Genomic DNA, 21,902 nt, shown 5'->3' on the forward strand with positions numbered 1-21,902 from the left:
TACTTTTTATTTCTTTAATGAGGAATAACATCAAATGTCATGTTGTTCTTACATTTTGCCAATGAAGCATATATTTCAAAAGATTAAGATAAAACGAGGACAAGTTAAAATTTAAAAAAATATGGATCAACATTTCCCTAATTTACCTGATTTGGTACCCCAACGTGGTACTGCTTTAAGCCGAGCACTATTTAAGAAACTTTTTTTAGCGCAAGGTTGGACAATTGAAGGCGAAGTTCCTAATTTTCCAAAAGCAGTAGCAATTATTTCACCCCATACTTCCAATATTGATGGATGGTATGGCTTTCTTGCGATTTTCGGATTAGGTATCCAAATTACAGTATTGGGTAAAGATGCCCTTTTTAAACCACCGTTTAAGCGGGCATTAGACTGGGCTGGAGTCATTCCTGTTAAACGTGACACAGCCAATGGACTTACCGAACAAGTGGTTGCAACCATCCAAAAATATGACAAGATCTGGATTGGGATGGCGCCCGAAGGCACACGTAAAAAAGCAAAAAAAATGAAAAGTGGTTTTTACCATATTGCCGCAAAAGCCAATATTCCCATTGTGATGTTTTCTTTTGATTATGACCGTAAGACGATTCACTGCTTAGGTCACTTAGACCCGAGTGGTAACTATGATGAAGATCTCGCCAAGATTTTTGAGCGTTATAAAGGAAAAATTTCACCTAAAAATCGCAATTGGCTTGCCGAACCTTTACAAAATCTAGTGAAAAAAACCTAGCAAAAATTGAGCGAATCTGGTCTTATGGCCCTTCTTAATTTATCTCGACATAGATTATTTTTAAAGATGAAAATTGCTCAATTTGCCAGTATTGGATTTATCTCTCTAGCACTCTTTGGCTGTGATAAATTTAGCAAAACACCAACGCCGACTACCTCAATTAAAGCCCGTGAACCTGTAATTGCGCTTGCTTTAGGTGGCGGTGGAGCAAAAGGATTTTCACATATTGGTGTGATCAAGGTTTTAGAATCTCATGGAATTAAGCCTAAAATTGTAACGGGTACCAGCGCTGGTAGCTTTGTTGGAAGTATCTACGCAAGTGGACAAACACCTTATCAATTGCAAAGTCTGGCTCTGAAATTACAAGAGTCTGATATCCGTGATTTAACGCTAAACCGTCAAGGCATTATTCTTGGACAAAAGTTACAAGACTACGTTAACCGTAATGTTGGCAATAAACCGATTGAGAAGTTCCCAATCCGTTTTGCGGCTGTGGCAACTCGTCTTGATAATGGTCAAAAGGCAGACTTTATTAAAGGTAATGCAGGCCAAGCAGTACGCGCCTCTTGCAGTATTCCAAATGTGTTCGTGCCAGCCACAATCGGCAATCAAAAATACATTGATGGCGGATTAGTTAGCCCAATTCCCGTTAAAACAGCTCGTGATATGGGTGCAGACATTGTGATTGCCGTTGATATTTCAGCGCGTCCAGCAGGTAATCGCCCAGCCAACATGTGGGGATTACTAGATCAAACCATTAATATTATGGGCCAACAAAGTATTAATGAAGAACTCAAGCAAGCCAATGTCGTGATTCAGCCTAAAGTGGGTCATTTAGGTACACTTGATCTCAAATCAAGTAATCAGGCAATTTTGGAAGGTGAAAAAGCTGCTCAAGCTCAAATTCGCCAAATTGAAAGTGCGATTGCAACCTTCAAAAAATCTCCAGCAGCATTTAAGCCCGCGCCACGTTCTAAATTCTAATTGAAGTGGTTTTTTTCTATCCACATTTCCTATCATCTGCTACAGTGGTAAAAGTGATATTAGTCACTTTTACCCATCATAAAGATATATAAAAGAGCAGATTTATGGAGTTTGTTGTACAACCTTGGCACTGGTTTGTATTGGGTATCTTACTTATTCTTTCTGAACTGATTCTACCTGCCTTTGCCGCACTCTGGTTTGGTATTGCCGCCATTATGGTGTGCATTCTCTATTGGTTATTTCCAGATATTAGCCTCACAACACAAATTGTATTGTGGATAATACTATCCGTACTATGCACCATTCTTTGGTTCAAATTTATTAAACCCTTATCAATTGATAAAACGAAAGCAGGATTGCCCCGTGAAGCAACGATTGGTCAAATTGGAATGGTGATTCAAACCGGCCTAGACCATGATCAAATTATTGTTCGCTTTCCAATGCCTATTTTAGGAGCCGATGAGTGGAATTGTCGGAGCACTACTCCTGTTAAAGTAGGCGATCGTGTTAGAGTTATTGATATTTCGGGTAATGACTTAATTGTTCAAACCCATGGCACTTCATAAACATTAAAGATAAAGAGAGGGTATATTCATGCCAGTCGGTACTATTATTGTTTTAGCCTTTTTGGCTTTTGTGGCTATTACCATTTTTAAAGGGGTTCGAATTGTTCCTCAGGGCTACAAATGGATTGTCCAACGTTTAGGTAAATATCACACTACCCTTAATCCGGGGCTTAATTTTGTGATCCCTTACATCGATGATGTGGCTTATAAAATTACCACGAAAGACATTGTGTTAGATATTCCATCACAAGAAGTGATTACACGTGACAATGCTGTATTGCTCATGAATGCTGTGGCATATATTAATTTAACCACACCAGAAAAAGCAGTTTACGGTATTGAAAACTATACATGGGCGATTCAAAACCTTGTACAAACCTCACTGCGTTCTATTGTTGGTGAAATGGATCTAGATGATGCATTGTCTTCACGTGATCATATTAAAGCGAAGCTCAAAGCTGCAATTTCTGATGATATTTCAGATTGGGGCATTACCTTAAAAACAGTCGAAATTCAGGACATTCAACCGTCTCATACCATGCAAGCTGCCATGGAAGAGCAAGCTGCCGCAGAACGTCAACGTCGTGCTGCTGTTACTAAAGCCGATGGTGAAAAACAGGCTGCTATTTTAAGTGCAGAAGGTCGTTTAGAAGCTTCTCGCCGTGATGCAGAAGCACAAGTCGTGTTAGCTGAAGCCTCTCAACGTGCAATTGAAATGGTGACCAGTGCAGTTGGCGATAAAGAGATTCCTGTGGCATATCTATTGGGTGAACAATATGTAAAAGCAATGCAGGATATGGCGAAATCAAATAATGCTAAAACTGTGGTTTTACCTGCCGATGTTTTAAATACAATTCGCGGTATTATGGGAAAGCATAATTAATTCAATTACTTCAAATAAGTAATTAAAATCAAGGCGGTGACTATCATGTCGCCGTTTTATATTGAGTATTATTGGTTGTTTAATCTTTTTTGATCTTTCAAAGGTAGTTTTTTTACGACCAAGTCATAAGAGTCGCGAATCAAATCTTGAAGTAAATCGCTTGTTAAATTCTTATGCGATGTAATGGAAATCCAGTGCTTTTTATTCATGTGATAGCCCGGAATAATAAATGAATAAAGCTCCTGATATTCCTGACTTTTATAGGGATCACATTTGAGATTAATCATTTTGACGCCAGCTACTTCCGCTGTCAGCATGAATATTTTTTCTAAAATCTTAAAAACTTCATACTCTGGGCCAAATGGATGAGCGTGTTGGCTAAAAGGAAGATTACGTGCAATTTCAATTGCTTTTTGATGGAGTTGTTCACCATTCATTCTCTTCTCCTTTATGCATTTCACATGAATAGAAGCATCAATATTGATTTAATATTATTAATTCGTACGTGCTAAAAGGAATTGTGAAATCTCAACTAATTCTTTTGCATTGTCACCAAAATGAGCTAGGGCTTCAAAAGCTTGATCATGCAATTCTTTGGCATAAATCTGTGCTTGTTCGAGTCCCATTAAAGCTGGGTACGTCGATTTTTGAACTTGCTCATCTTTACCAGCAGTTTTGCCCAAAGCTTCGGTACTCGAAGTAATATCGAGAATATCGTCTAATACTTGAAAAGCCAGTCCAATGGTCTGCCCATATTGGCGCAATTTTGGAATTGCTTGATCTGTTCCAGAAAAGATAGTGACTGCACCCATCATAATCGCAGCCTGAATAAGCGCACCAGTTTTATTACGATGAATATTTTCAAGTTCGTCTTGAGCAATTTGTTTAGCTTCAGCTTGTAGGTCTAACACCTGTCCACAAACCATTTTAGAGGTGGCTGTTGCTAAAATCTGAATTTGCTTTAATACAATCGCAGCATCAGTACCCTGCCCTTGTTCATCGAACAAACGACTACCTAAAACTTCAAAAGCCATTGATTGTAAAATATCACCTGCGAGTAAAGCAGTATCTTCACCAAATGCAACATGACATGTCGGTTGACCACGACGTAATAAATCATTGTCCATACAAGGCAAGTCATCGTGCGCTAGTGAGTAACAATGAATAAGTTCAACTGCAACCGCAGCACGGCGAGCCGCAGCAAAATTTGGATTAGGCTGTAAAGAAGCTGTGGCATAACACAAAGCCGGGCGCACACGTTTTCCACCAAGCATGACTGCATGGTGTACTGCACTTTTTAAAGGCTCTGGAATTGAGAACGCGGCCAGTGTCGTCAATAAGTCTTGTTGAATACGTTGTTGAGCTTGTTTTAAAACATCCGCATTAACTTGAGAGAGTGATGACACAGTCGCCTCGATAAAATCAGTAGAGAAATTTTATTGAATGTAATGAAGCATTCATGCGCTACATCATACACGATTCACCGTGAAAAGTGGGTGATGAGTTTTTGAAGGTAACTGTAAAAAAGCCTCTACATGATTGAGAGGCTTTTTCTTACTTAATGACTTTTAGAAGCTGTCACCTGGGACGCGTACCCAGCCTTCCATTAACACACGTGCACTACGGCTCATAATGGCTTTTTTCACGACCCATTGATCGTTAATAAGTTCTGCTTGAGCACCAACACGTAATGTTCCAGATGGATGACCAAAACGTACTGCTTCACGTTCGCCGCCACCAGCCGCAAGGTTTACTAACGTTCCCGGAATGGCAGCCGCAGTGCCAATCGCAACCGCTGCAGTTCCCATCATTGCATGGTGCAATTTACCCATCGACAAAGCGCGAACCAGTAAATCGACATCACTCTCTGAAACTGACTTACCACTTGAAGCGGTGTAGTTTTTAGGTTTAGAAACAAAAGCAATTTTTGGTGTGTGCTGACGTGCAACCGCTTCTGAAATATCTTTAATTAAACCCATCTGTACCGCACCATACGCACGAATTTTTTCAAAACGTGCCAGCGCAGTTGCATCACTATTAATATGATCTTGTAATTCTGTACCTTGGTAACCCAAATCTTCTGCATTTAAGAAAATGGTTGGAATTCCGGCATTAATAAAAGTCGCTTGGAAACGACCAATATCAGGAACATCTAATTCATCAACAATATTCCCTGTAGGGAACATATCACCGCCTTCTTCGCCATCATCGGCTGGGTCTAAAAACTCAATTTGAACTTCAGCGGCGGGAAATGTGACCCCATCAAGCTCGAAATCACCAGTTTCTTGAACTTGACCATTGGTAATAGGCACATGCGCAATAATGGTTTTTTGAATATTTTTTTGCCAGATTCGAACCGTGCATAGGCCATTTTCTGGAATACGATCTGCATCAACCAAGCCATTTGAAATAGCAAAAGAACCAACAGCAGCAGTCAAATTACCGCAGTTACCACTCCAATCTACAAAAGCCTGATCAATTGAAACCTGACCGAACAAATAATCAACATCATGATCTGGCTGTGTGCTTTTAGCCAGAATAACGGTTTTACTCGTACTCGAAGTGGCTCCGCCCATCCCATCAATTTGTTTTCCATAGGGGTCCGGGCTACCAATGACACGTAGTAAAAGCTGATCTCTTGCTTGTCCTGCAACTTGGGCTTTTTCCGGCAAATCATCAAGCTTGAAAAAGACACCTTTACTGGTTCCACCACGCATATAAGTTGCTGGAATTTTAATTTGCGGTACTGAGCTCATATCAACTGTTATCCTTACTATTATGTTCTTCTATATCAAAACAAGCATTCTTGTTTACCCTTCTCTGCATCTTAAATTGTTTTAAGGCCAAGAGATAGCGATCTGCTTTATACATCAATCGTATTGACGCGAGCATATTTTGAGAATTTAGCAATATGCTTGCAATGACTTAATCTAAGCAAAATCTAAGAAAAAAAGTCTATATGAAATTATATTTTTTAGAGCACTTTTCACTCTATATTGAAATATTAAAAGTAAACCAATGATTTTAAATATATTTTATTATTACTTTTCAGTCACAGCTTATTAATTTGTAGTCTAGGCTAAAATAACTCCATCTATTAGAATAATTTACTTATTCATTGTGAGTGAAGACCTTTGACCAACGAATCTTCTACACTGCAACGAGGACTAAAAAATCGACATATCCAATTAATTGCTATGGGTGGAGCAATTGGTACCGGATTATTTTTAGGCTCGGCGCAAGTGATTCAATCTGCGGGACCATCCATTATTTTAGGATATGCCATTGGCGGCTTAATCGCGTTTTTGATTATGCGTCACTTGGGAGAAATGATTGTTGAAGAACCTGTTGCAGGATCGTTCAGCCATTTTGCGTATAAATATTGGGGGAAATTTCCCGGATTTTTAACCGGATGGAACTATTGGATACTCTACGTTCTGGTTGCGATGAGTGAACTCACCGCGGTAGCCAAATATATTAATTATTGGTGGCCTCATATTCCAGCGTGGACTTCTGTCTTATTTTTCTTTGTCGTGATTACGGCAATTAACTTAACCAACGTCAAATTTTATGGTGAGTCCGAATTCTGGCTCGCTATTATTAAAGTTGCTGCGGTTATCTCTATGATTGTGTTTGGGCTTTATTTGCTCTTTACAGCAGATGTAGGTTCAAGCATTTCATTTAGTAATCTTTGGTCTCATGGTGGATTTTTTCCAAATGGCTTTAGCGGCCTGTTCTATATGTTGGCTTTCTTGATGTTCGCTTTTGGTGGTATTGAACTGATTGGTATGGCCGCAGCAGAAGCAAAAGATCCGAAAAAAACCATTCCAAAAGCAATTAACCAAGTCGTTTTCCGTATCTTGATTTTCTATATCGGTTCATTGGCAATCTTACTTTCATTAGTGCCATGGAACCAATTAGATCTTGGCGGTCTCGACAAAAGCCCATTTGTTATGATTTTTAGCCAAATGGGAATTGGTTGGGCTGCACACTTACTGAACTTTATTATTTTAACTGCTGCTCTATCTGTTTATAACAGTGGGATGTTTGCAAATAGCCGTATGCTCTACAGTCTCGCTCAACAAGGGAATGCACCAAAAGTTTTTGCAAAAACCAATAAACAGGGGGTTCCTATTCCCGCTGTTCTACTTTCTGCTTTATTAATCTTTGGTTGTGTTCTTTTGAATTACTTTGTGCCTGAAGATGCTCTTGGACATCTCATGTATGTTGTGGTTGGTGCACTTGTTCTAAACTGGGCAATGATATCAATTACACATTTGAAGTATAGACGCTTTGTTAAGCACGCCAATATTAAGACATCTTTTCCAGCGTTATGGTCACCTTTTAGTAATTACTTAGTTTTAGCGTTTATTGCTGTGGTTCTCTATATTATGTGGACTCAAGGCTTCAAAGAGTCAGTAATGATGATCCCTATTTGGATTACGGCAATGCTCGTACTTTTTGACTATTTAAATCCTAAAAAACTAGATTCCATTGAGAATCCGGAAGAATAAATAAATCTAAAAAGCCATTGTCTCGACAATGGCTTTTTTATTCATCATTAGAAAATTAAGCGCTATAAAATTAAAATTTCATCGACAATAAAACTAGACGTTATGCATATTTATACTGACGCGAACAGTAAGCTCGTTCAATTTCTGATGAACGTAATTGCTGATGCTTAGTTTTACGCCCTGCCATACGTTTGCGCCAGAGTTTAAAACTATTGGTTTTCAGGTTGTATCTCATTAAACGAATAACTTCGCTTTCACTTAAGCCATATTCTCGCTCAATTGCTTCAAATGGAGTGCGATCTTCCCATGCCATTTCAATAATTCTAGATAAGTCCTGTTCATCAATTTTTTTCATGTTATGCCCTTTTGAATTATACGATAGTCAAATCTGATTTTTAACAAACAACCTTCTAGGAATAACTTCACCTACTCGATTGCTTGTCTTAAACCTTTTCGTGTTTTGCTTCAGATCATAGAAAGATCAACATGAATTTTTTGTGATTTTTTAGCTTTATAAACTGTTTTTCTACAGATATAAGTGTTTGAAACCGTTGAATGATTCAACTTTATCTTTATTGGCCACTCTGGCAAAAGTTTTAATAACTAAAACGTAAAAAAGCCATTGCCTTCGCAATAGCTTTTTTGTTTATAATCAGAAAATTATGCGCCCTTAGCTTAACTGGATAGAGCAGTTGCCTCCTAAGCGACCGACGTGGGTTCGAGTCCCGCAGGGCGCACATATTTCATCACTTAATCCTTCACTTCAGCCAACAATGTTTCAGCTGCAAGTTTTCCTAAATTATTAGAAGCAAGCGGACTATCACCTGTTAGCAATTTACGGTCTCTATGACATTGACCTGTAATGCCCTTATTTAAAATTTCTACACCGAGTTTTTCAAGGTTTTCACCTACTAGCCAAGGTAAAGCTCCAGGCATATAACCAATATCAATATTTGCTCCCTTATCTAATGAATCAGGGAATACACAAATTTGATAGCCTTTAAAAATATAGTTTTCTGGCTGTTCATCAACTGCCGCAGCCAATAATGAAGCTGGACCATGACATAAAGTAATAATAAATTTATCTTGTTCAACTGCCCATTTAAGGACTTTTTTCACCTCAAGGCTATGTGGAATTTTAGCCAATACGCCATGCCCACCCGGAATAAATACAGCCGCATACGGTGAGTTTTCACCAACTGCATTTTCTAAAATGTCGGCAAGTTTTAGCGGATTTTTTAATTTATCTGCATATTTTTGAAAGGTGTCTACCACCACTTGTTCTTGCTTTGGCATTGCCCACATTTCAAGTTTGGCAGGGTTTCCAGAAAGTGTCGCAATATCAATTTCAAAACCAGCATTATCTAAATGAAACATCGGTAAAAGCATTTCTACAGGATGGTTTCCTGTTGAAAAGAACTTACCGTTTTGCATCTGGATGTAACGCTCATCAGTTGCAATCATTAAAACTTTTTTATTGCCCACATACGGCGTTGAATAAGTCGTGCCGTCGTAATCGGTTTTAGGAGCAGTATATTGACTTAGTGAATAAGGTGATGGGAAAAAGGCATTATCTTCAGCCAAGTCTGGAGTAGGATTTTTATCATCAATATTTGCGGTATTCATTATTACTATCCTTTTTCATCAGTATGGAAAGAAATAATAAGGTAAGAACCCATTTTTATTTCTTACTTAATTTATAGGTGAAGTTATGGAACTGGTGCAATCTGCCAATAGAATTTGGCAATTTTTATAGAGAAATAGGCAGAATCTAGAATTATAAAATTCAGTTTAGGCGAACCTATCGTTCGCCCAAACTTCAATGATTACAGCGTTACGCATTCATTTCTAAAACGATCTTTCCAATATGATCACCTTGTTCCATACATGCGTGAGCACTTTGTACATCTGAAAAAGCATACGTTTTATAGATTTGCGGTAAACATTTACCTTGAGCCAATAATGGCCATACATGCTCATGCAAAGATTGGGCAATCTCTGCTTTTTCTTGGCTATTACGTGCTCGCATCGTTGAACCCGTAATTGTGGCACGTTTTAAAATCAGTTTTTGTAAGTCAAATTCTTTTGCGATTCGACCACCCATAAAACCAATAATGACAAGTCGGCCATCACGTTTTAATAGATTTAAATTTTTCGTGAAATAAGAACCACCCACAATGTCTAAAATAACATCAACACCTTGGTCTTGGGTGTGTTTCAAAATTTCTTGCTCAAAATCTTGGGTTTTATAGTTAATTGCTGTGGTGAAACTAGAGAGTGCTTCAACTTTATCTTCACTACCAACGGTAGCAAAAGTTCTAATTCCTAAAGCTTGGCAAATCGCTAAAGCTGTGGTTCCAATACCACTTGCCCCACCATGAATCAATGCAGTTTCATCTTTCTTTAAACGGCCAATATCAAATAGGTTTGCCCAAACTGTAAAAAATGTTTCTGGAATCGCAGCAGCTTGAGTAAAAGATAAATTTTCAGGTATTGGTAATACTTGAGTTGCAGTTACCGTGCAGTATTCCGCATAACCGCCGCCATTTGTTAGAGCACAAACTTTATCACCAACCTTGAATTGAGCTACTTGTTCACCCACAGCAACCACAACACCAGCGACTTCAAGTCCGGGTATTTGAGTAACACCTTTAGGCATTGGATATAAACCCATACGCTGTAAAACGTCAGGACGGTTAATTCCAGCAGCCTTTACCTCAATTAAGACTTCATTTGCTTGAGGTACTGGAAGACTAGCATCTTGAACTTTTAGAACCTCAGGTCCACCCGGAGCCGTAATTTCAATAATTTTCATGGTTGTTGGAAGGGTCATAAAATGCTCCATGTTTGATTTATATTTCAAAATACTAATCTACGTTAAATAATTGAGGACTTGGGTGGAACGCCAAACAGTCGCTTAAATTCTCGGCTAAATTGCGAAGCACTGACATACCCCACTTCATAGGCTGCTTCTGCTACACCCATTTTGTTGTTCATGATTAACTCACGTGCCTTATGTAGTCGAGTAATTTTGATGTACTGTAAGGGCGAATAATTCGTCACCTTTTTAAAAGTCTGATGAAAAAGCGATATGCTCATGCCCGCTTGTTTCGCCAACTCTTGAACCGTTAAGTTATGATAATAATCACGTTGAATAATTTCACAAATGGTGTAAATCACGCCATTTCGACTTGCCATAGCAGATAAGCTCTCGATTAGATTGCCACCTGAGGCCTGCACCACACGATAAACCAATTCTCTTTTAACTTGCTCACCCAATATAAAAGTATCTTGTTTAGAGCGAAGTAAATTGAGCAATCTGAGAGCAACCTCAGAAATGGTGGTATTCATGTCAATCACTCTAAGCCCACAGCTTAATTTTAAATCTTCTGAATGAGCATCTTTAGTAATCACTTGTTGCTGTTTATCCATTTTAGTAATGAGATCAGTCATCATTTGTGGTTCAAATTTTATTGCTATGGCCAACATTGGTTCATTATTTTCAACAACAGTATCGCAATCAAAAGGTATTGCAATTGAGATGAATAAGCACTGCCCTTGTTGAAATTGAAAGATTTCTTTACCAATATACCCTCGCTTTAATCCCTGTATCACTAAAACAATTGAGGGTTCTTGCAGCACGGCAACAGGTGGTGTGGAATGATCTACACGCATCAAAGTGATGTTAGAGATAAAAGTAGGATAGAGACCTTCTGCTGGAGCCAAGTGCAAAAATGCATCGACCAAATGTTCTGTAAGATGATTTTGCGGCATAGTTTTATTGTGAGAAGTAATCTAATAATCAATATAACAATGAAGCTAAAATGAAAACATCTGTCTTACGTTTACTTTGTATAAATAGGCAATTCAAATCAATTTTTAGGCATAAAAAAACCTAGAACACTCTAGGTTTTTCACTTCATCAGATTATTTAAGCCGATAAATTAAAGAACATTGCTGCAATCAAAATAATTACACCGAGTGCAATTCGATACCAAGCAAATACGCGTAACGTATGACGCTCTACAAATAGAACCAATGCTTTTACAACAAACAACGCGGCAATAAAAGCAGCAACAAAACCTACCCCAATATTAATCATATTATCAGCGGTCAGTACGTCAGCATTTTTAACCAAGTCAAAAGTTGCAGCACCCAACATGGTTGGCATAGCGAGGAAGAAAGAGAATTCTGTAGCAGCCTTACGTGATAAGCCCGCAAACATTCCCCCTACAATTGTTGCACCCGAACGTGAAGTTCCCGGAATCATGGCAACACATTGAGCAAGGCCCACTAAAAGCGCTTGTTTAAAAGTAATTTTGGTTGCATCAAGTGTCTTATGTTCAAATTGTCTAGATTCAACCCAGAAAATAATAAGCGCCCCGACAATTAAGGCAATCGCCACCACAATTGGGCTGAATAAAACACTTTTAATAAAGTCTACTGCCAAAACCCCAATAATAACTGCTGGGAAGAATGCGATAAGCACACTGATAGCAAAATGACGTGATTCCACATCACCACTAAAGAAGCCTTTAATCAAGTTAACAATTTTTTGTCGGTATAACCAGCACACTGCCAAAATAGCACCTAACTGGATTACGACCTCAAATACACGACCGCCGTCTGAATGGAAATCGATAATATGACCAAATAAAATTAAATGGCCTGTACTCGAGATTGGTAAAAATTCAGTTAAGCCTTCGACAAAGCCTAAAAACAGTGCTTTTATAACTTCAAAATTTTCCATCACTTGCTCAAAAAGTTAATCACCAGAAAAGTCTAAAAATTTGTTTTATATCATGTATAAACCATAATTTTGGCCTAATTCATGCCCAATATCAGATCATTTCTAGCATTTGTGGTTATTGCCCTTAGCAAAAGGCGGTTTATTTAAAGGGGAATAATGTATCACATCATCATGACAATCTTAGGTTAACTATCGTAAAAAGATAAACTTGGTTAAGAACTATAAAATTTCTCATTCTGTAGCTAAAGCTTTTTAAGCTTATTGATCCTAAAAATGATCTTAAAAAGACATGACAAAAACATGATATTATTTTTCTTACATGCAACTCATATCAAAAATTCTATCTGAATGAAAAATACCAAAATTAATGCACGTCATCTTATTATCGATTTATTTCTTTCCTCAGCTTATCCTCAGCTCACCATTAAACAAATATTGATTGCCGCTAAACTCTTTAATATGAGTGACAACGGTATTCGCGTTGCGACGACTCGGCTATTAAATGAAGGTATGATAGAAAGTGTCGAACGCGGTATCTATCAACTATCGCCATCCACAAAAGACTGGGCAAAGGTCATTTTGAACCGTAAAAATGGCATTAAACAGACCAAAGAATGGCAACAGAATTATCTGGCAGTATTTACGGGGACATTAGGGCGTATAGATCGGACTGCTTTAAAAAAGAGAGAACACGCTTTACATCAATTTGGCTTTAGAGAACTCGAAACTGGAATTTATATACGCCCAGACAATTTAGCCTATAGCTTTGAAAAAACATGTGAAGAACTCGTTTTAGCAGGCCTTGAAAATGAAGCCAAAATTTCTATTATTCAAAAATTTGACTCAAAAACAGTTTCGTTAATTCCCTCTTTATGGGATACGAAGCAGCTTGAAGAAAATTATGAGATATATAGTCAAGATATCCAAGAATGGCTTTTGAATTATAAAAATTTATCCTTAAACGAGGCTGCCACTCAAGCTTTGTTATTAGGACGTGAAACGATTACCTTACTCATGAATGACCCTCTGCTGCCCCCTCCATTTGTTAACGAACATGCCCGCAACCAGTTTGCTCAGAATGTAGAGCAGCTCGATTCGATTGGACAAAAACTGTGGCAGAAACTTTATGAAAATGAATTAGCCGATTAAAGGGCGATTTATTTTCTTACAAACAAATATTACCCTTTTTAAAATTTTATGATTATATTGGTAATATAAAATTTGGATACCAAAAATCTGATTTGGGAGAATAAAAATGAATGCACAAGTCAGTGTGACCGATCTCTTTAGCAGAGAAGAAATACAGCAACTCACACAACCCTCAGATGCGTATGGTGCTTGGGCTGTTGCAAGTACATGGGCTGTTATTGGCGGAACATTTGCCAGTTTAATTATGATGTGGGATTACTTACCGAGCTGGGGCAAATTACTTGCTTGTATGCTTGCCTTAGCAATATTAGCTGGTCGCCAGTTATGCCTAGCAATTTTGATGCATGATGCATCGCATAAAAGCTTGTTCAAAAATAAAAAAATAAATGACTTTGTCGGTGAATGGCTATGCGCCCGTCCCATCTGGAATGATCTACAAAAATATCGCGTACACCATGTTCGTCATCATGCAAAAACCTCTACTCCAGATGACCCAGACCTTTCTTTAGTTTCTGGCTTTCCTGTAAGCAAAAAATCTCTTACTCGTAAATTCTTACGCGACTTAACAGGTATGACCGGATTAAAGTTTAGCTTTGGTCGAGTGTTAATGGATCTTGATTTAATGAAATGGACGGTTGCCAATGATCAAGTCTGGCTAGACCGAAGTAATAAAGACTTCGTTGACTATGCTAAAAGTCTTATAAAAAACAGTAGTGGAGCCATTGCAACCAATGTAGCACTCTATGGGGTTTTAAAAGCTTTTGGTCAACAACGGTTTTATTGGTTATGGCCTCTAGCTTATTTAACACCCTTCCCATTATTTTTAAGAATTCGCTCCATGGCCGAACATGCAGGGATGCAAACGAGCAGTACCGCTTTAACCAATACACGAACAACACGTGCAGGTTGGATTGCTAGAAGCTTTGTGGCCCCTATTCATGTCAATTACCACATGGAACACCATTTAATGGCTTCGGTGCCCTACTTCAAATTGCCGCGCATGCATCGTCTATTGAGAGACCGAGGCCATGTTCCAGCACCACCTAGCTATTTTGAAGTAATTGAATCACTCTCATCTAAGCCAGAACAATCTACTTAATTAACTCAAATGATAAATCAAAGGCCATAAATTTATGGCCTTTTAACTTAAATCATCCATCTTCTGTTGGGTTTGGAAATATTTAGGAGTAACACCCATCCACCGCTTAAATGCACGGGTAAAGTGAGAAGTCTCGGCATAACCCAGCATTAAAGCCACTTTTTCAATCGACATGTTATTTTGAGTTAAAAGTTTCTGGGCATGCTCTTTTTTCAGTGACTCCACCAACACTGTAAAACTAGTTTGATCAAGAGCTAAATAGCGTTGCAGAGTTCGCTCTGACATATTCATGATTTGAGCAACTTGCCCAACTTTCAATGCCTCAATCTCCCCATTCAAAAGCAATTTTTCAGCAACTTGTTTGACTCGCCCTTTCCAGCCACTTTTTAATTTTAATTTATCTATATCCCGCTTGCATTGTGCATTTAACAACGGCGCTAGCATTGGGTCCGCCGTTAATACAGGCTGTGCTAAATACTCTTTTGGAAATATCCAACGATTACACTTTTGATTAAATAAACAAGTGACAGCCAGTTGATGACTTATTTGGGAAAAACCTATCGGTTCTTGCATTTGTAATTCAACTTTTCCTAAATGAGAAAGTCCTGTTAATTTTTTTGCAATTTGAACAAAACCAACTAACAAAAAAATGTTGGCATTTGGACTCAACTGAAATGCATTGACAGGCTGATGAATTGACCAACATGCATCATTATTTTCTTGTTTTAATTCTGGTTTAAAAACCTTACAACGTGAGCCAATGAACTGTTCAAGAATTTTCAGCGCTTCCCCTAAATTTGGAGAAACTATGGCGGCCATTCCGACTGAACCATAACATGAAGCTGTCATGTTTAAAGCTAAATACCCAGCTAATGCAGGCTCTTTGCATAACTTGATGGCCCGTTCAATAAGCTCATTTAAGATGTTGAATTCAACATACCAGTAAGGCTTTTTTAATTGTTCTAAGGTTATTCCACTTCCATCTAAAAGTTGCTCACCAGAGACACCCCATCGCTTAACAGTCTCGACTAATAAGTTAATATAAGTTCCGGGTAATTCTGGATTCATGAGCAACCCAATGAGCAAAATAAAATGGCGTGAAATGGTAAAAATTGTCAGTTCATGAACTATGCCATGCTTTTAAATTGATGCATAGTTATTCAAAACAAAATCCGCTGAATTGCACGAGACAGCACAATTTATGAAAAGAATACAGGTCGCCTTATGAACATTCTGATTGTCCATGCTCATCCAGAACCACAGTCTTTTACTGCTGCTCTAAAAAGTACAGCCAAACAAACCTTAGAAGAATTGGGCCACACAGTAGAGGTTTCAGATTTATATGCAATGCAATTTAACCCTGTTGCGTCCAAAGAGGATTTTTTAGAGCTTAACCAACCTGATTATTTTAACTATGCCCTCGAACAAAGAAATGCCAGCAAAAATCAACTTCTAGCTCCAGATATTCAAGCAGAAATTGAAAAAGTAAAAAAAGCTGATTTAATTATTTTAAATTTCCCACTTTATTGGACATCTGTTCCAGCAATTTTAAAGGGCTGGATTGATCGTGTGTTCGTCTCTGGCTTGTTTTATGGTGGTAAGCGGTTTTATAACCACGGCGGCATGGCAGGTAAAAAAGCGATGTTGTGCTTAACACTCGGTGGTAGAACACACATGTTTGGAGAGAACTCAATTCACGGTCCAATTGAAAATTATTTATCATCGATTCAACGTGGTACTTTGGCATATGCCGGTTTTGAAGTTTTACCACCATTCATTGCTTATCACGTACCTTATATTAGCCAAGAAGCACGAGAAACCCTTCTCGAAGACTATGAGATTTATCTCTCTCACTTGGACCAGCTTGAACCATTAAAATTTCCTAAGCTTGAGCAATTTGATGAAAAACTATATCCACTCTAATGCTGTGTTTGAGCTCTAAAAATTAAATAGCCGAATCTATCTTTATATTTTTGGCTATTCTCTCTCATAGTTCCTCCCGAACAGAGAGGCAAAAACGCAAAAAAAATAGATCAAACGGTAAAAAAACTAAGGTAAACTTTTTTATAAAATTAAGAATATAAAAGTTAATCAATAATATACAGATGTAGAGAAACTAGACTTATCAACTAAAAATAACAACTGCTACTCATTTCATAATCGATTAATTCATATTTTTACAAAAAAATCTTTGACCATTTTTCTTGGATTTGTGACAAAAATGTCACTAAAACAAACCTCTTTACTAATAGATTAAAAATATAAATATCAATCAATTAAAATAATTTACTAATGGAAATATTCCTTCATATTTCATTCATTATTGGCACTATTTGTATAAAAAGTGAGTACTCCTCAGTTCATATAACAGATTTACTCTTATTGTAATTATGCTATTTTTGTTACATGGAGTTATCAAAGCTTTTATAAGTTGTAATTAGAAGCTTTGAAGGCAACACAGTTTAAACGGTTTAACTCTGTTACTTTTAAAAAAATGTCTTGAAGTTCAAGGAAAGATTAAAATGAAATTAAAACATCTGAGCACTGCAATGATTTTAGCAACGCTGCCTGCAACTGGGGTTTTTGCAGCAGCATTGGATCGCTCTGGACAATCAATGTCTGCATTTTTGCAGCCTGGTAACTACTTTGAAGCTGGTATTTCTATCTTAGACCCAGATGTAGCGGGTAAAGAAGCAGGATCAAGCGCAACTCGCCGTGATATTAGTGACATGGGTAATGATTATTATTTCCCAAGTGCGGCATTAAAACTACAACTCAATGATAAATTCTCTTTCGGTCTACTCTATGATCAACCATTTGGAGCAGATGCAGAATATTCAGGTAATAATGTATTCGTTTCGAATCCAGGCACTGATACTATTTTAAGTCAAAAGGCATTAAGTGACTTAGCAACTAGCTCAATTAATAAATTAATTCAAGCATCTGGATCAGAATTTACACCAGCTCTTATAGCTGTGACGAATGCTACTGGTGGTGATCCTACAAAACCAACTCAAACAGAGGTCTTAGGCGCATTACAACAAGTTGCTAAAGGTGGAAATACAACTGTAGGTGCAGGACTAACAGCACTACAAAATACTCAAAATGCTATTAATGCAGCAAATAATTATTTAGGAAAGGGTGCAACTAAAGTTAAAGTTGATACACAAAACTTATCTTTTGTTTTTGGTTTCCAACCGACTCAAAACTTCAATTTCTACGCTGGACCTGTATTACAAACAATTAAAGGTAATGTAAGTTTACGAGGTCAAGCTTATAGCCTTTATAATGGTTATGATGCAAATATTAAAGAAACAACAGGCGCGGGTTGGTTAGCAGGCGCAGCTTATCAAATTCCTGAAATTGCACTTAAAGCATCTGTAACTTACCGTTCTGAAATTGATCATAAAGTGGATATTAACGAAAATTTATCTATATTAAATTTCCCTGGTCTTACTTCAGTACTTGCTGGTTTAGATGTTCCTGCATCTAAACTTCAAGCAATCAACTCATCTGGTAAAACTACAATTACAACACCACAATCGGTTAACCTTGATTTCCAAACAGGTATCATGGCTGATACAGTTGCATTCGCTAATTTGCGCTGGGTGAACTGGAAAGATTTCTCAATTCAACCATATAAATTTGGCAAAGTCTCAGAAGCTGTAGGTGGTCTTGTTGGGCGTCCAAATGGCTTTAACCTAGTTGAATATGCTGATGACCAATGGTCTGTGAACGCTGGTGTAGGTCGTAAACTTACCGACAAGTGGGCTGGTAATGTATCTGTAGGTTGGGACTCTGGTGCAGGTAACCCAATCACAACTTTAGGACCAACAGAAGGTTACTGGAACGTAGGTTTAGGTGTTCAATATAGCCCTACTCCACAAACATTTATTGCTGGTGGTGTAAAATACTTCTGGTTAGGTGATGCCAAAGCTCAAACAGGTGCGCAAGCAGGTAGTGATGACTATGTTGCAGAGTTCTCTGACAACAACGCAATCGCTTATGGTTTAAAACTTGGCTATAAATTCTAAGTTTCAAAACTAAATAATAAAAAAGGCGCTTTAAGCGCCTTTTTTATTATTTATCTATTAAGCTGGAATACTACGCTTTGAAACTGATCGGATTGCTTCTTTCAAGGCATCATATCCGTGGATAGCTGGAAACTGCGGGAACTCAGCAATCACATTTGCAGGTGCATCAAATAAGAAACCATGGTCAGCTTCACCCAACATAGTTGTATCGTTATATGAATCACCCGCTGCAATTACACGGAAATTTAAGCCATGTAGTGCTTTAACCGACTCACGTTTTTGATCAGGTTGGCGCAATTTATAAGCTGTAATCATTCCTTCTTCATCTGTCTCTAATTTATGACAGAAAATTGTTGGCCATCCTAATTGCTTCATTAAAGGATGCGCAAATTCATAGAAGGTATCTGATAAGATCACGAGTTGGAAATGTGTGCTCACCCATTCAACAAATTCTTTTGCACCTGGTAATGGCCCCATCTCGGCAATAACTTCTTGAATGTCATTTAAGCCTAATCCGTGTTGTTTTAAAATATTAAGACGCTGAGTCATTAAAACATCATAATCCGGAATATCACGAGTTGTTGCTTCGAGTTCTTTGATCCCTGTTTTTTTAGCGAAATTGATCCAGATTTCAGGAACTAAAACCCCTTCAAGATCTAGGCATACGATTTCCATGAATGCTTCCAACGTTGGTTAAAAATTGCTGTATCATACCACTAAGATTTTCAGTTTTGCGTTGTTATTGATCAAATCAATTTTATTCATAAGGATCGAAATTAAAGTGCTAAGCACTTTATTCACTATCCATTAGAATATTTTTCATAACTCAATGCGCCCAAGCCTTTTGCCAGGAACACACATGACCGTTATTCCGACTATTGATATCGTAGATGCTCTTGCAGCCGAATATGCGACCAAAAGCCCGCGAGAAATTTTAGAGCTTGCCTTAAGCCAGCAAGGTGAAATCGCAATTTCTTTTTCGGGAGCAGAAGATGTTGTCTTAATTGATATTGCTTCACGTTTGGGTAAGCCGTTCCGTGTTTTTAGTCTCGACACTGGTCGACTGCATGCCGAAACTTATCAGTTTATTGAGACTGTTCGTAAACACTACAATATCAATATCGAAATTTGTTTCCCTGAATCTGAAGCTGTTCAAAACATGGTAAACGAAAAAGGTTTATTCAGCTTTTTTACAGATGGGCACCAAGAATGTTGTGGTATCCGAAAAGTTCAGCCTTTGCGTAAAAAACTTGCGACTTTAGATGGCTGGATTACGGGCCAACGTAAAGATCAAAGCCCTGGTACACGTACAGAAATTCCAGTAGTACAAGCTGATGCAGGTTTCTCTGGTCCAGGTAAGCAACTTATTAAATATAATCCCTTAGCAAACTGGACAAGTGCTGAAGTATGGAGCTACATCCGTATGATGGAAATTCCATATAACCCTCTTCACGAACGTGGGTTTGTTTCTATTGGCTGTGAACCATGTACACGTGCTGTATTACCGAACCAACATGAGCGTGAAGGACGCTGGTGGTGGGAAGAAGCGACTCAAAAAGAGTGTGGATTACACGCAGGTAATATGAAAAAGTAATTTGTTATCAAAAAACCACTGCTAAATCAGTGGTTTTTTTTATGTCATGTTCCGTACACAAAGTCATATTTTATCTACTCTAAACGCTATATACTTAATTTTACGGTTCTATAATTCTAATAAGAGCTCAGATAAGGGCTTCTTAGAAAAATGCATGAGGCACAATGATTTATGCGTCCATTACACCCAATTGATTTCATTTTTCTGTCACTTGAAAAAAGACAGCAACCCATGCATGTCGGTGGATTATTTTTATTTGAAATTCCTGAAAATGCACCTGAAACTTTTGTACATGATTTAGTTGAAGATATTAAACGCTCAAAAAGCATTCCTATCCCACCCTTCAATAACCGTTTAAATGGCTTATTTTGGGATGAAGATGAAGAGTTCGATATCGATCATCACTTTCGCCACATTGCTCTGCCTCATCCTGGCCGTATTCGTGAACTTCTGGTTTATATTTCACAGCAACATAGTTCATTAATTGATCGCGCAAAGCCTCTTTGGACTTGTGACATTATTGAAGGAATCGAAGGCAATCGCTTTGCCATGTATTTTAAAATCCATCATGCAATGGTCGACGGCGTTGCAGGTATGCGTTTAATTGAAAAATCTCTATCAAAGACACCAGAAGAAAAACATGTTGTTCCTTTATGGTGTGTTGAGAGCAAAAGAACTAAACGACTAAAAGTACCGACGCCTAGTACCAGTAAGATTAAGAGTATTTTAGGCGGCATTAAGTCCCAACTCGATATAGCACCTAAAGTCATGCAAGAGCTATCTCAGACTATATTTAAAGAAATGGGTAAAAATCCTGATTATGTTTCTACTTTTCAGGCGCCAGTGTCGATTTTGAACCAAAGAGTAAGTGCTTCACGTCGCTTTGCGGCCCAATCCTTTGAATTGAGCCGCCTTAGAAAGATTTCAAAAGTATTAGGCGTGACAATTAACGATGTTGTACTCGCAGTATGCTCTGGTGCTTTACGTGAATATTTGATTAGTCAAAATAGCTTACCTAAAAAACCACTTATTGCCATGGTGCCAGCTTCATTACGCACCGATGATTCTGATATGAGTAACCGAATTACCATGATTCTGGCAAATTTAGGAACTCATAAAGACCAACCGTTAGAACGCCTAGAAATTATTCGTCGCAGCATGCAAAATTCAAAGCAACGCTTTAGCCGTATGACTGCGAATGAAATTTTAAACTATAGTGCGGTTGTTTATGGTCCGGCAGGATTAAACATCATGTCAGGAATGCTTCCTAAGCGTCAGGCGTTCAATTTAGTCATTTCCAATGTACCAGGGCCACGTGAGCCGCTTTATTGGAATGGCGCGAAATTAGATGCTCTCTACCCTGCTTCAATTGTCATGGATGGACAAGCTCTAAACATTACCATGACCAGTTATTTAGATAAGCTTGAAGTTGGATTAACAGCTTGTCGAAATGCTTTGCCAAAAATGCAAAATCTTTTGACTCACTTAGAAGATGAGATTCAACGTTTTGAAGAAATTATTGCAGAGAAACAGCTGAAACATCATTCAGCAAGTTAGAAAATTAAGGGGCTTTGAATTGGC

The 21,902-nt window shown here is 38.0% G+C and carries 21 protein-coding genes and 1 tRNA gene; 12 read left to right on the forward strand and 10 right to left on the reverse strand.

Features of this window, described 5'->3' with window-relative positions; genetic code table 11:
- Positions 1-121: 121 nt before the first annotated feature.
- The 4 genes from AC1PJP_RS09835 to AC1PJP_RS09850 all read left to right on the forward strand — a co-directional run bounded on the left by AC1PJP_RS09835 (position 122) and on the right by AC1PJP_RS09850 (position 3,181).
- The gene (locus AC1PJP_RS09835) at positions 122-748 is read left to right on the forward strand and encodes a lysophospholipid acyltransferase family protein (RefSeq protein WP_111856238.1); all 627 of its coding nucleotides are present in this window, start codon (positions 122-124) and stop codon (positions 746-748) included.
- 66 nt (positions 749-814) lie between these two features.
- Positions 815-1,732: a patatin-like phospholipase family protein gene (locus AC1PJP_RS09840; RefSeq protein WP_034591625.1), complete on the forward strand. Its 918-nt coding sequence runs from the start codon at positions 815-817 to the stop codon at positions 1,730-1,732.
- Between the two features lie 104 nt (positions 1,733-1,836).
- Entirely contained in the window at positions 1,837-2,298 is a 462-nt protein-coding gene (locus AC1PJP_RS09845) for an NfeD family protein (RefSeq protein WP_004789340.1), read from the forward strand.
- 28 nt (positions 2,299-2,326) lie between these two features.
- The gene (locus AC1PJP_RS09850) at positions 2,327-3,181 is read left to right on the forward strand and encodes an SPFH domain-containing protein (RefSeq protein WP_151989026.1); all 855 of its coding nucleotides are present in this window, start codon (positions 2,327-2,329) and stop codon (positions 3,179-3,181) included.
- Positions 3,182-3,249: 68 nt separating this feature from the next.
- Here AC1PJP_RS09850 and AC1PJP_RS09855 read toward each other — a convergent pair whose 3' ends face one another.
- From AC1PJP_RS09855 to prpF, 3 genes are all read right to left on the reverse strand, one after another.
- Positions 3,250-3,618, reverse strand: coding sequence for an MmcQ/YjbR family DNA-binding protein (locus tag AC1PJP_RS09855; protein WP_447507103.1), 369 nt, complete (start codon positions 3,616-3,618; stop codon positions 3,250-3,252).
- Positions 3,619-3,675: 57 nt separating this feature from the next.
- Positions 3,676-4,587 (reverse strand): polyprenyl synthetase family protein, encoded by a 912-nt coding sequence (locus AC1PJP_RS09860; protein WP_151823276.1) that lies wholly within the window; start codon positions 4,585-4,587, stop codon positions 3,676-3,678.
- 162 nt (positions 4,588-4,749) lie between these two features.
- Positions 4,750-5,937 carry a 2-methylaconitate cis-trans isomerase PrpF gene (gene prpF / locus AC1PJP_RS09865; protein WP_479766892.1) on the reverse strand — a complete coding sequence of 396 codons (1,188 nt, stop codon included), beginning with the start codon at positions 5,935-5,937 and terminating at the stop codon, positions 4,750-4,752.
- 378 nt (positions 5,938-6,315) lie between these two features.
- On the opposite strand from prpF, the gene AC1PJP_RS09870 reads away from it, so the two are divergent.
- A complete protein-coding gene (locus AC1PJP_RS09870) occupies positions 6,316-7,695 on the forward strand; it encodes an amino acid permease (RefSeq protein WP_004789335.1) in 1,380 nt (459 codons plus the stop codon).
- 100 nt (positions 7,696-7,795) lie between these two features.
- On the opposite strand, the gene AC1PJP_RS09875 is transcribed toward AC1PJP_RS09870, so the two are convergent.
- Positions 7,796-8,050, reverse strand: a complete 255-nt coding sequence (locus tag AC1PJP_RS09875) for a TIGR03643 family protein (protein WP_479766893.1) — start codon at positions 8,048-8,050, stop codon at positions 7,796-7,798.
- 309 nt (positions 8,051-8,359) lie between these two features.
- On the opposite strand from AC1PJP_RS09875, the gene AC1PJP_RS09880 reads away from it, so the two are divergent.
- Positions 8,360-8,432 (forward strand) — tRNA-Arg (locus AC1PJP_RS09880).
- Positions 8,433-8,445: 13 nt separating this feature from the next.
- On the opposite strand, the gene hchA is transcribed toward AC1PJP_RS09880, so the two are convergent.
- The 4 genes from hchA to AC1PJP_RS09900 form a co-directional block, all read right to left on the reverse strand.
- On the reverse strand, positions 8,446-9,321 hold the full coding sequence (hchA, locus tag AC1PJP_RS09885) for a glyoxalase III HchA (RefSeq protein WP_479766894.1): 876 nt from the start codon (positions 9,319-9,321) through the stop codon (positions 8,446-8,448).
- A 208-nt stretch (positions 9,322-9,529) separates the two neighbouring features.
- Positions 9,530-10,540, reverse strand: coding sequence for an NAD(P)H-quinone oxidoreductase (locus AC1PJP_RS09890; RefSeq protein WP_199943715.1), 1,011 nt, complete (start codon positions 10,538-10,540; stop codon positions 9,530-9,532).
- Between the two features lie 32 nt (positions 10,541-10,572).
- The gene (locus AC1PJP_RS09895) at positions 10,573-11,469 is read right to left on the reverse strand and encodes an AraC family transcriptional regulator (protein WP_199943716.1); all 897 of its coding nucleotides are present in this window, start codon (positions 11,467-11,469) and stop codon (positions 10,573-10,575) included.
- Positions 11,470-11,626: 157 nt separating this feature from the next.
- Entirely contained in the window at positions 11,627-12,445 is an 819-nt protein-coding gene (locus tag AC1PJP_RS09900) for an undecaprenyl-diphosphate phosphatase (protein ID WP_016137097.1), read from the reverse strand.
- A gap of 348 nt (positions 12,446-12,793) precedes the next feature.
- On the opposite strand from AC1PJP_RS09900, the gene AC1PJP_RS09905 reads away from it, so the two are divergent.
- Both AC1PJP_RS09905 and AC1PJP_RS09910 read left to right on the forward strand, forming a co-directional pair.
- On the forward strand, positions 12,794-13,594 hold the full coding sequence (locus tag AC1PJP_RS09905; protein WP_199943717.1) for a PaaX family transcriptional regulator C-terminal domain-containing protein: 801 nt from the start codon (positions 12,794-12,796) through the stop codon (positions 13,592-13,594).
- Between the two features lie 106 nt (positions 13,595-13,700).
- Entirely contained in the window at positions 13,701-14,693 is a 993-nt protein-coding gene (locus tag AC1PJP_RS09910; protein ID WP_199943718.1) for a fatty acid desaturase family protein, read from the forward strand.
- A 42-nt stretch (positions 14,694-14,735) separates the two neighbouring features.
- Here AC1PJP_RS09910 and AC1PJP_RS09915 read toward each other — a convergent pair whose 3' ends face one another.
- A complete protein-coding gene (locus AC1PJP_RS09915) occupies positions 14,736-15,761 on the reverse strand; it encodes an AraC family transcriptional regulator (protein WP_479766895.1) in 1,026 nt (341 codons plus the stop codon).
- 156 nt (positions 15,762-15,917) lie between these two features.
- On the opposite strand from AC1PJP_RS09915, the gene AC1PJP_RS09920 reads away from it, so the two are divergent.
- Together AC1PJP_RS09920 and AC1PJP_RS09925 are read left to right on the forward strand one after the other, a co-directional pair.
- Complete coding sequence (locus AC1PJP_RS09920) at positions 15,918-16,616, forward strand: NAD(P)H-dependent oxidoreductase (RefSeq protein ID WP_416718329.1); 699 nt, start codon at positions 15,918-15,920, stop codon at positions 16,614-16,616.
- 599 nt (positions 16,617-17,215) lie between these two features.
- Positions 17,216-18,727, forward strand: a complete 1,512-nt coding sequence (locus AC1PJP_RS09925) for a long-chain fatty acid transporter (RefSeq protein ID WP_479766896.1) — start codon at positions 17,216-17,218, stop codon at positions 18,725-18,727.
- Positions 18,728-18,784: 57 nt separating this feature from the next.
- Here AC1PJP_RS09925 and thrH read toward each other — a convergent pair whose 3' ends face one another.
- On the reverse strand, positions 18,785-19,402 hold the full coding sequence (thrH, locus tag AC1PJP_RS09930; RefSeq protein WP_003655338.1) for a bifunctional phosphoserine phosphatase/homoserine phosphotransferase ThrH: 618 nt from the start codon (positions 19,400-19,402) through the stop codon (positions 18,785-18,787).
- A gap of 184 nt (positions 19,403-19,586) precedes the next feature.
- On the opposite strand from thrH, the gene AC1PJP_RS09935 reads away from it, so the two are divergent.
- Both AC1PJP_RS09935 and AC1PJP_RS09940 read left to right on the forward strand, forming a co-directional pair.
- Positions 19,587-20,321, forward strand: coding sequence for a phosphoadenylyl-sulfate reductase (locus AC1PJP_RS09935; protein ID WP_004789321.1), 735 nt, complete (start codon positions 19,587-19,589; stop codon positions 20,319-20,321).
- Positions 20,322-20,492: 171 nt separating this feature from the next.
- On the forward strand, positions 20,493-21,878 hold the full coding sequence (locus AC1PJP_RS09940) for a WS/DGAT/MGAT family O-acyltransferase (protein ID WP_005309889.1): 1,386 nt from the start codon (positions 20,493-20,495) through the stop codon (positions 21,876-21,878).
- Positions 21,879-21,902: the final 24 nt, after the last annotated feature.

It is taken from the genome of Acinetobacter sp. V116_7 (assembly GCF_056735735.1).